Genomic DNA, 9,916 nt, shown 5'->3' with positions numbered 1-9,916 from the left:
ACGCCGACCCACTGACCCCGGTGGCCGGCGATGGTGATCGAGCCGATCGGCCGCGCCGCGGCGTACCGGCCGAGCTGGAGGCGGTAGGTGCCGTCCGGCACCGCGTAGTCCACGCTGACGACGAGGCTCGACGGGTGGGTGCTCACCACCGACACGTGCCCGACCCGAACGCCGCTGCCGCCGATCATCGCCACGCTGCGCACCGCCGGCGCCGCCGCCGGCCGGCTGCTCGAGCCGGACTCGACGACCCGCACGACGACCACCGAGAGGATCGCCGCCGCGGCGGCGGTGACCGCCACGGTGACGGCCCACCGGCGGGCCCCCCGTCGGCGCGAGCCGCGCAGCCGGGACTGGACCCGGTCGGCGAAGCCCACCGGCGGCTCCGCCTCCGGCGCCAGGCGCGAGAGCGCGTCGGCCACGCCGGTCAGCTCGTTCAGGTGCCGCTGGCAGCGGGGGCAGCCGGCGACGTGGAGGAGCACCTCGGCGCGCTCGGCGCCGTCGAGGATGCCGAGCGCCAGCTCCGGCGCCGCCTCGCGGGTCGCGGCGCAGCCCACGCCGCTCATTCGGCCCGCTCCTCGCTGGCCATCGCCACGCGCAGGCGACCGAGGCCCGCCCGGATGCGGGTCTTCGCCGTCCCGAGCGGGATCGCCTCTCGCTCGGCGACCTCGCGGGCGGTGAACCCGACGACCCCGGCGAGCACGACGGCGCGGCGCTGCTCGTCCGGGAGCCCGACGAGCGCGGCGCGGAGCCGGCCGACGTCGTCGGCGACGAGCGCCGACTCGGCCGGCCCGCGGCCGGGCGCCTCGACCGAGAGGTCGACGAGGTGGTCCGGGTCGACGGCCGCGGGGCGGCGGACCCGCAGGGCGTCGATCGAGAGGTTCCGGGTGATCGTGAGCAGCCACGTCACGACGCTGCCCCGCCGGGGATCGAACACGGCGGCGTGCCGCCAGGCTCGGAGGAGCGCCTCCTGGGCGACGTCCTCGGCGCCCCGCGGGTCACCGACGATGGTGAGCGCGAGCCCGTAGACCCGCCGCTGGAAGCGCTCCACGAACGCCGACGCGGCGTCGGCGTCGCCGGCGGCCATCCCGGCCACGAGCGCATCGTCGGCTACCGACCACATGACAGTCCTACGGCGGCGTGGTGGCAGGGGATTGCCTCCACCCTAGAGGTGACGAGCGGCCGAGCGGCGGCCAATCCCAATCGCCGCCCCGGCCGTATGTTGACGTAGTCCGAGCCGCCGATCCAGGGGGGTCCCATGCGGAAGCTGCTCGTCGGCGCGGCGGTGATGGCCGCCGGCCTCGTCCCCGTCGCCCTCGTCGCCTCCGGCGCGGGGGCCGGCACCGCCGCCAAGGGCAAGCCGCCGATCAAGCTCTCGGGGAAGGTGACGAACCAGGGCACCGCCGTCGCCAGCGGCGGCAGCATCGAGCTCCACCAGGACGACTTCGACTACGAGCCGACCTTCGTGCAGGTCCCGAAGGGCACCACGAGCGTCACGGTCACGGTCAAGAACGTCGGTCAGGCCCAGCACACCTTCACGGTGCCGGCGGACCACATCGACCAGGTCGTCAACCCGGGCCAGACCTTCGTCGAGACCGTCGCCCTTCCCCAGAAGGGGGCCGTCGGCTTCTACTGCCGGTTCCACAAGAGCCAAGGCATGCAGGGCGCCTTCTTCAGCAAGAAGGGCGACAAGGTGGTCAAGGCCGTGAGCAGCACCAGCGGCGCCAACACCGGCGGTGGTGGCTCCTCCTCCGGCTACTGAGCCGACGCGGGCGGCGGCCGACGCGCCAGCCCGTGCCCGAAGAAGCCGCCGCGCGGCCGGGCGTGGGCGTGGTAGTGGTCGGGGATGTTCCGCATGTTGTCGTCGAGGTAGTGCTCGAACCCGAAGTACGCCGCCACCACGTCGGCGAGCCGGTCGTGCATGTGCGTGAGCGCCTCCGGCGGCGGCGTGGCGTCGTGCACCCGCCAGACCACCATCGGCACGGCGCAGATCTCGCACTCGGCGATCCAGCACACCTCGTCCTCGTGGAACCACGGGGTGATGCGCGCGGCCTCGCAGAGGTCGCAGCCGTCGCCGCCCGGCGCCGACGCGCTCACGCGTCGAGCGCAACGCGCAGCTCGGCCACGAAGGCGTGGGCCTCGTCGGGGCCGCCCCCGCGCAGCAGCCGGGCGACCAGCGCGCTGCCGACGATCACGCCGTCGGCGGCCCCCGCCGCGGCCACCGCCTGCTCGGCGTTCGAGATGCCGACCCCGAGCAGGACCGGGCGGTCCGTCGCGGCCTTGCAGCGGCGACCCATCTCGAGCGCCTCGGCGGCGAGGCGGTCGCGCGCTCCGGTCACGCCCATGAGGGCGACGCCGTAGACGAAGCCGCGAGACCGGGCGCAGATCGCCGCCAGCCGCGCGTCGGGCGTCGTCGGCGCCGCGAGCAGCACCGTCTCGATCCCGGCCGCGGCGGCGGCGTCGCCCCAGCCGTCGAGCTCGTCGATCGGGAGGTCGGGCACGATGGCGGCGTCCACGCCGGCGTCGGCGAGCGACGCCGCGAACCGCTCGTGGCCGGCGTGCAGCACGGGGTTGTAATACGTGAGGATCACGAGCGGCACCGCCACCTCGAGCTGGGCCGCCTCGGCGACGACCTTCGCCGGCGTGGCCCCGATGTCGAGGGCCCGCTGCGAGGCCTCCTGGATGGTCCGCCCGTCCATCACCGGGTCCGAGAACGGGATGCCGATCTCCACCGCGTCGGCGCCGGCGTCGACCACCGCCCGCACGACGTCGAGCCACGCCGACCCGAGGCCGCCGGTCACGTACGGGACGAGCAAGGACCGCCCGCGCGCTCGCCGCTCGCGCAGGTGCGCCTCGAGCCTCACCCGATCGGCTCGCCGGTCAGCTGCTCGGCCACGTAGGCGGCGTCCTTGTCCCCGCGCCCCGAGAGGGTGACGAGCACCGTGGCGCCCGACGGCACGGCGCCGCCGGCCTCGCGAGCCAGCCAGCCGATCGCGTGCGCGGGCTCGAGCGCCGGCACGATCCCCTCGGTCGCGGCCAGGAGCTGGAACCCGGCGATGGCCTCGGCGTCGGTCGCGGGGTGGTACTCGGCCCGCCCGGACGCGGCGAGGGCCGCGTGCTCGGGCCCGACGCCCGGGTAGTCGAGGCCGGCGCTGACCGAGTGGGCCTCCAGGATCTGGCCGTCCTCGTCCTGGAGGAAGAGGGAGCGGGCCCCGTGCAGGACGCCCGGGACGCCGCGGGTCACCGACGCGCCGTGCCGGCCCGATTCGAGGCCGAGCCCGCCCGCCTCCACCCCGACCAGGCGGGCGTCGGTGTCGAGGTAGCCGGCGAACGTGCCGATCGCGTTCGAGCCGCCGCCCACGCAGGCGACGACGACGTCGGGGTCGGCGCCGAGCAGGGCCCGGCACTGCTCGTGCGCCTCGTCGCCGACGACCCGTTGGAACTCTCGGACCATCCACGGGTACGGGTGCGGGCCGACGACCGAGCCGATGCAGTAGTGCGTGGACTCGACGCTCGCCACCCAGTCGCGCAGTGCCTCGTTGATGGCGTCCTTCAGGGTGGCGCTCCCCGACTCGACCGTCATCACCTCGGCGCCGAGGAGTCGCATCCGCCACACGTTCAGCGCCTGGCGCTCGACGTCCACCGCCCCCATGAACACCATGCAGTCCAGCCCGAACAGCGACGCCGCCGTCGCGGTCGCGACCCCGTGCTGGCCGGCGCCGGTCTCGGCGATGACGCGGCGCTTCCCCATCTGCCGGGTGAGCAGCGCCTGGCCGAGCACGTTGTTGATCTTGTGGGAGCCGGTGTGCGCCAGGTCCTCGCGCTTCAGCAGGACCCGCACCCCGAGCCGCTCCGAGAGGCGGTGGCACTCGGTGACGGGGGTCGGCCGGCCGGCGTAGGAGGCGAGCAGCCCCGCGAACTCGTCCCGGAACTCGGGCGACCCCCAGGCGGCCCGGAACTCCCGCTCGAGCTCGTCGAGCGCGGGCGCGAGCGTCTCGGGCACGTAGCGGCCGCCGAAGCCGCCGAAGCGCCCGAGGTCGACCGGCTCGGGCCCGGGCGGCGCCAACGAGACCGCGCCGCGTGGGGGGGAGGTCACGGCGCGATGTTAGGAGTCGCTCCGATCAGGGGGCGCCCCAGTTCTTAGGCCCGCTCGTCGAGCGACCAGTCGTAGAGGCGACCCGGCCCGCGGCGGGGCGCCCAGCCGTCGTGCGCGACCTCGCGGCCGGCGCGGCGGGCCGCCTCTACGAAGCGGCGGAGCCGCACCGGGTCTTTGCGCCCCGACCCCGGCTCGGTCTCGACGCCGCTCGAGCAGTCCACGCCCCACGGCCGCACCCGCCGGATGGCCTCCCCGACGTTCGAGTCGTCGAGCCCGCCCGCGAGCAGGACCCGGACGCCGGGCGGGACCCCCTCGGCGAGCGACCAGTCGAAGACCCGCCCCGAGCCGGGCTCGGGCGCGTCGAGGAGCACGGCGTCGGCGTTGCTGCTCGCGGCCCCGGCCAGCGCCGGGTCCCCGGCGCGGAAGGCGTGGATCACGAGCGGGACGCGCTCGGCGACCCAGCGCACCTCCGAGGCGTGCTCCCGGCCGTGCAGCTGCGCCCCGGTCAGCCCGATCGAGTGCACGATCTCGACGACCCGCTCCCGACGCTCGTCGCGGAACACGCCGACCGTCGTGGTGCCCGGCGGGAGCCGGTGCGCGATGTCGCGGACCTCCTTGGCCCGGACCTGGCGGGGGCTGCCGGGCGCGAACACGAACCCGAGGGCGTCGGCCCCCAGGGCCACCGCCAGGAGGGCGTCCTCCTCGTTCGTGATGCCGCAGATCTTCACGAACATCACCCGACGGTACCGGAGGGGCCGGCGGCCCGAGCAGTACGCTGAGCCGGCCCGAAACCGGACAGCGCGCCCATGACCCACGACACGTTCGGCTCGACCCCGGTGGCGGCCCCCGGCGTCGGCGCAGGGCTCACCGACCTGCTCGTCCGCCGGCGGCCCGCGATCGTCGTCGGCTACCTGGCGGCGTCGCTCGTCGGGCTGGCCGCGCTCGGCCCCGTCGACCGGCCGACGGTCCTGTGGTGGCTCATCGGCCTGCTCGGCCTGACCTGCGCCGCGACCGACCACGGGCCGCGGCGCCTGGTCATGGACTGGCTGCCGGTGCTCGTGATCGCCGCCGGCTACGACACCGTGCGCGCCCAGGCGCCGGACCTGCTCGACCGGGCCGTGGTGGCCCCGCAGCTCCGCTTCGACGAGATCGTCTTCGGCGGCACCGCCCCGACCGTCGTGCTGCAGCGCTGGGTGGGCGCCCGACCCGGCGTCGTCCACTGGTGGGACTACCTGGCCTGGGTCGGCTACCTCTCGCACTTCGTGGTGACCCTCACCGTCGCCGCCTTCCTCTACGTCGCCGACCGGGCCCGGTTCCGGCGTCTCGCCACCCTCGTCCTGACCGTCAGCGTGGCCGGGTTCGTCACCTACTTCGTCGTGCCGGCCGTGCCCCCGTGGCTCGCCAGCCGGCAAGGGAACCTCGCGCACACGACCCGGGTCGTGCACGAGGTGTGGGCGCACCTCGGGCTGCCCGGGGTGGCGAAGGTGTTCAACGGCGACGCCCAGCTCGCCAACCCGGTCGCGGCGCTGCCGTCGCTTCACGCGGCGTGGCCGCTCCTGGTCCTCCTCGTGCTGTGGCCCACGCTCCGCCGCGGGCGGTGGGTGCTCGTCGCCTACAACCTCTTCATGTGCCTCGTGCTCGTGTACGGCGCCGAGCACTACGTGAGCGACATCGTGCTCGGCTGGGCCTACACGGTGGTCGTCTTCGTGGCCTGGCAGCGGGTGTGGAGCCGGCGGGCCGCGGTGGCGGCGATGGCCGGCCCGTGATCCGGCCGCCGGGCGGCGCCGGGCGCGGCCCGCGGCGTTAGCCGATGGGCGACACCGTCCGGTACGAGCGCGACGGCCACGTCGCGACCATCACCTACAACCGGCCCGAGGTGCTGAACGCGATCAACGGCGAGCTGCGCCAGGACCTCAACGCGGCGTGGGAGCGCTTCCGGGCCGACGAGGAGGCCTGGGTCGGGATCGTGACCGGCGCCGGTCGTGCCTTCTGCGTCGGGGCCGACCTGCGCGACGGCGCCGCCAGCGCGGGCACCTGGCCCGGCTCGTTCTGGGAGATCCCCACGGTCAACAGCTTCGAGTCCGGGCTCGAGATCTGGAAGCCGACGATCGCGGCGGTGAACGGGTACTGCCTCGGCTACGGGCTCACCCTCGTCGCGGCGTGCGACTTCGTCGTCGCCGCCGACGACGCCGAGTTCGGCATGCCCGAGGTGCGCCTCGGCGTCCCGACCATCGTGGGCGCCATCCGACTCCCCCGCCGCGTCGGCCTGTCGGCCGCGCTCGAGCTGCTCCTCACCGGCGAGCGCATCGACGCCGCCCGCGCCGCCGAGATCGGGCTCGCGGGACGGGTCGTGCCCCGGGCCGAGCTGCTGGCCGAGGCCCGCCGCCTCGCCGACCGCCTCTGCGCCGGCGCGCCGCTCGCGGTCCGCGCCGTGAAGGAGATGGCCTACCGGGGCCAGGCGCTGCCGTGGACCGACGCGGTGCGGATGGGCGAGTCGCTCCGCCGCATGGTGCTCGCCACCGACGACGCCGCCGAGGGCCGCGCCGCGGCCGCCGAGCGGCGACCGCCCCGCTGGACCGGACGCTGAGGCGGCTTCGTCGCCGACCGGGACGCGCCGACGGCGGCGGCCCCTGAGCGCGGGCGTCGGCGGCGTCCCGGACGGGCCGTCGGTCGGACGATGCCGCGGGGGACGCGGCCCCCGATCGTCCCTACCCGATGCCCGCGTCCCCGTCCCCTTGGGCCGCCAGTCGACGAGGTTGCGGAGCCCGGACGATCCGGGCGGGCACGCCGGCGACGGTGCAGCCGTCGGGCACGTCGTCGAGGACGACGGCGTTGGCGCCGATGCGCACGTCACTCCCGATCGTGATGGCCCCCAAGATCTTGGCGCCGGTCCCCACGTACACGTTGTCGCCGAGGACCGGGGCGCGGGCGCCCTCGTCGTCCCATCCGATCGTCACCTCGTGGTGCACGAAGCAGTTCGCGCCAATGCGCTCCGCGGTCAGGATCGTGCTGTAACCGTGACGCACGACGAGGCCCGGCCCAACGTCGTCGCAGCTCACGTTGAGGCTGTCGACCGGCCGCCAGATCCGACGGGCCAGCTTGGACGCCAGATAGCTCTCGACGCCGCCACGTTCAAGCCGGTAGTAGAAGACGTTGCGAAATTCGCGGGTGGCGAGGAGGAAGTAGCGCAGCTTGTCCTCGTCGGTGTCGGTCGGGATGTCTCGGCGCTCCTCGTAGTACCGGACCTCGCGCCAGCGCCGCAGGTCCTCGCTGATGAGGGCCCGGTTGCCCGACCGACGGAAGGCGAGGACGAGGGGCTCAACGAGCCAGCCCCGTACCGCCCACAGCCAAGCCTCGAGCTTGGCCGCGACGGCCGAGGACGGACGCCCGATCGAGGCCACGCTGTGGCCGCCTACACCGGGACGGTTGCCAACTCGACCATCCGCGCGAACCCGGGGATCTCGGTGTTGAGCTCCGCGAACGTGCCCTCGGCGAGGACCTTCCCCTCCTCGAGGTAGAAGAGGCGATCGCACCGACGGACGGTGCTGAGCCGATGGGCGATGGTGATCGTGGTCAGCCGTCCTCGAAGACCCTCGAGGATCTCCGTGAGCTTGAACTCGGTCTCGTTGTCGAGCGCCGATGTGGCCTCGTCGAACATCAGCACATTCGGGTCGTGATAGAGCGCGCGGGCGACGCCGAGGCGTTGGCGCTGCCCACCGGACAGCTGCACGCCTGCCTCGCCGATGACGTTGTCGAGGCCGCTCGCCAGGGAATGGACGACGTCGTCGAGCTGGGCGAACGCCAGCGCCTCCCAGACCCGAGTGTCGTCGACCGCATCCCGGGGCACGCCAAACGCGACGTTCGACCTGACCGTGTCATCGAACAGCACGATGGACTGCGGGACGTAGCCGATCATCTGCTGCCAGGACGGGCGCACCTGCTCGATCGGCCAACCGTCGACGAGCACCTCGCCGCTGTCCGGCTCGAGCAGCCCGAGGAAGATGTCGACGAGCGTGCTCTTCCCCGCGCCGGAGCCGCCGACGAGTCCAACCGCGTCGCCCGGCTCGATGTCGAGGGTGACGCCGTGCAGCACCGGAACCCCCGGCACGTACGAGAACGTGACGTCTCGGACGGCAATCCTCGGTCGGAGCTGACCGGGGTCGAGCTGCACCGACCCGTCGTCGCGGGCTTCCGCCGGCGGCTGCTCCAGCGTCGCGAAGTCCTCGCGGACCTGATTGACGGAGGGAAGCGCGCCGCGGGCGAGCGCGATCCCGAAGATGACCTTGTTGAGCGGGGCCAGCATCCGGAAGCCCCCGGCGACAAAGACGCCGATGGTCGCAGTCGCGGTCGTGACCGACTCGGTCTGGAACGCCCCGAGCGAGATGAGCGCCGCCGACCCCACCATCGCGAGCTCGAGGACGTACCGCGGCGTCACGCTGGCCAGCGCCATGGTGCGGTAGGCGGGCACGAGCCCGCTCCGGAGCCGGTGCACGTCCTCGGCGAAGTAGTCCTCGGCGCCTCGAACCTTCACCTCTTTCACCGCGGCCAGCGCCTGCTGGATCGTGCGAAAGTCCGTGGCTTGGTCCTCGTGGATCTTCTGCGCGGCTCGGGCGATCATGCGACGAGCCGCGCGCTGGTAGCCGATACTCACGGCCGCGAAGTACGCGCCGGTGATGAGCGCGAGGAGGGGGTTCGAGACGGCGAGGATCACGCCCACGAACACGACCGAGAAGAGATCCCCAACCGCGTTGAAGACCTGGACAAACGCGACGCGGAAGATCTGCTGGAACGACGCGGTCAGCGTTCGCACGAGCTCGGCGCTGTTGCGCTGCAAGTGCACCCGGTACGGCGCTCGGAGGTACACACCCATCAGGCGATGGACCATCTTCGCCTCTTGAACCAACGAGAACGTCGTCGTCCATCGCATGATCAGGATCGCGGAGACGCTCTTCACCACGTACAACCCGAAGACCACGACCGCCAGGTAGGCAGCGAGGTCGAGGGGGCTCGGATTCCCGAAGAAGCCACTCACGCTCGACACCAGGCTCGAGCTGGAGCGCAGATTGGGCGCGGTCAAGATCTGCAAGAGGGGAACGAGCGCGACCAGCGCCCCCGCCTCGAGCACGGCCAGGCCGAACATGGCGCCGGTGGCGAGCGCCAGCCGCTGCCTCGTTGGCCGGTCCAAGAGCGGATACAGGCGCTTGAAGAACTCGATCATCGCGTCAGGACCGACCTCGCACCCGGAGGCCGGCGTTGTCTGCCCAGCTAGGCACGTCCCACCTCGCAACCCACCGCCACCAGGTTAGCGATGGCTTCACCCGCCGCAGCACCGAACGACCGGCCGGATCGTGCGACTGGCAGCGCGTGCATCCGCTCGGGACATCAAGGATCGGACGAGACCCGACGTTGAGCCGACGTGGAGCGCGACGCGGCGCATCCATCGCGAGCGACGCGCGGTGCCGCGGCCCCGTGGACCGCGAGCAGCGGTCAGACCGCGCCGAGGGTCGGCTCCCCGCCGGGGCGCCGCTCAGCTCCACGACCGGGCCGTCGCCACGGCACGGCGGGCTCAGATCCCGCCGCGACACGAGCGACCCCCGCCGGAGCGCTCCCCGCACGACCGAGGGCCGTCAACCCGGGCGTTCATCGCTCGGGCTCGGGGATGGTTGCGCCGGCCTCGAGCAGCACCCGGTCGATCCAGTCGTTCGAGAACCGACCGCGAGCGACCTCCGCGACATAGGCCTGGTCGGTCGGAGCGCGCTCGACCAAGCGCCGCAGCACATCCGCAGCCGCTTCGTGCTGGACGACGACCACGCCGTTGAGGTC

General features: G+C 73.6%; 12 protein-coding genes. 3 read left to right on the top strand and 9 right to left on the bottom strand.

Features of this window, described 5'->3' with window-relative positions:
• Positions 1-563: anti-sigma factor (locus VG869_01620; protein ID HEV3449879.1), on the bottom strand; the 563-nt coding region annotated here is incomplete at its 3' end.
• Positions 560-1,120, bottom strand: coding sequence for a sigma-70 family RNA polymerase sigma factor (locus VG869_01615; GenBank protein ID HEV3449878.1), 561 nt, complete (start codon positions 1,118-1,120; stop codon positions 560-562). The genes VG869_01620 and VG869_01615, both read right to left, overlap by 4 nt.
• A 135-nt stretch (positions 1,121-1,255) precedes the next feature.
• On the opposite strand from VG869_01615, the gene VG869_01610 reads away from it, so the two are divergent.
• Entirely contained in the window at positions 1,256-1,759 is a 504-nt protein-coding gene (locus tag VG869_01610) for a cupredoxin domain-containing protein (protein HEV3449877.1), read from the top strand.
• On the opposite strand, the gene VG869_01605 is transcribed toward VG869_01610, so the two are convergent.
• From VG869_01605 to VG869_01590, 4 genes are all read right to left on the bottom strand, one after another.
• Positions 1,753-2,094 carry a hypothetical protein gene (locus VG869_01605; protein ID HEV3449876.1) on the bottom strand — a complete coding sequence of 114 codons (342 nt, stop codon included), beginning with the start codon at positions 2,092-2,094 and terminating at the stop codon, positions 1,753-1,755. The two genes, VG869_01610 and VG869_01605, sit on opposite strands and share 7 nt — an antisense overlap.
• A complete protein-coding gene (gene trpA / locus VG869_01600; GenBank protein ID HEV3449875.1) occupies positions 2,091-2,861 on the bottom strand; it encodes a tryptophan synthase subunit alpha in 771 nt (256 codons plus the stop codon). The genes VG869_01605 and trpA overlap by 4 nt, the downstream gene beginning before the upstream one ends.
• Positions 2,858-4,063, bottom strand: coding sequence for a tryptophan synthase subunit beta (trpB, locus tag VG869_01595; protein HEV3449874.1), 1,206 nt, complete (start codon positions 4,061-4,063; stop codon positions 2,858-2,860). Before trpB ends, trpA begins: the two co-directional genes overlap by 4 nt.
• 74 nt (positions 4,064-4,137) lie before the next feature.
• Positions 4,138-4,827 (bottom strand): phosphoribosylanthranilate isomerase, encoded by a 690-nt coding sequence (locus VG869_01590; protein HEV3449873.1) that lies wholly within the window; start codon positions 4,825-4,827, stop codon positions 4,138-4,140.
• 72 nt (positions 4,828-4,899) lie between these two features.
• Here VG869_01590 and VG869_01585 point away from each other — a divergent pair, with 72 nt between their 5' ends.
• Both VG869_01585 and VG869_01580 read left to right on the top strand, forming a co-directional pair.
• Positions 4,900-5,859 (top strand): phosphatase PAP2 family protein, encoded by a 960-nt coding sequence (locus tag VG869_01585; protein ID HEV3449872.1) that lies wholly within the window; start codon positions 4,900-4,902, stop codon positions 5,857-5,859.
• Between the two features lie 44 nt (positions 5,860-5,903).
• The gene (locus tag VG869_01580; GenBank protein HEV3449871.1) at positions 5,904-6,680 is read left to right on the top strand and encodes an enoyl-CoA hydratase-related protein; all 777 of its coding nucleotides are present in this window, start codon (positions 5,904-5,906) and stop codon (positions 6,678-6,680) included.
• Positions 6,681-6,801: 121 nt separating this feature from the next.
• Here VG869_01580 and VG869_01575 read toward each other — a convergent pair whose 3' ends face one another.
• The 3 genes from VG869_01575 to VG869_01565 all read right to left on the bottom strand — a co-directional run.
• Positions 6,802-7,494 (bottom strand): serine acetyltransferase, encoded by a 693-nt coding sequence (locus VG869_01575; GenBank protein ID HEV3449870.1) that lies wholly within the window; start codon positions 7,492-7,494, stop codon positions 6,802-6,804.
• An 11-nt stretch (positions 7,495-7,505) separates the two neighbouring features.
• Entirely contained in the window at positions 7,506-9,311 is a 1,806-nt protein-coding gene (locus VG869_01570) for an ABC transporter ATP-binding protein (GenBank protein ID HEV3449869.1), read from the bottom strand.
• A gap of 422 nt (positions 9,312-9,733) precedes the next feature.
• A partial coding sequence (locus VG869_01565) for a hypothetical protein (protein ID HEV3449868.1) occupies positions 9,734-9,916 on the bottom strand: 183 nt, incomplete at its 5' end.

This window comes from Acidimicrobiia bacterium, assembly GCA_035948415.1.
GTDB lineage: Bacteria > Actinomycetota > Acidimicrobiia > IMCC26256 > PALSA-555 > PALSA-555.
The sequence above is the reverse complement of the archived record's forward strand: the minus strand, read 5'-3'. Positions and strand labels throughout refer to the sequence as shown.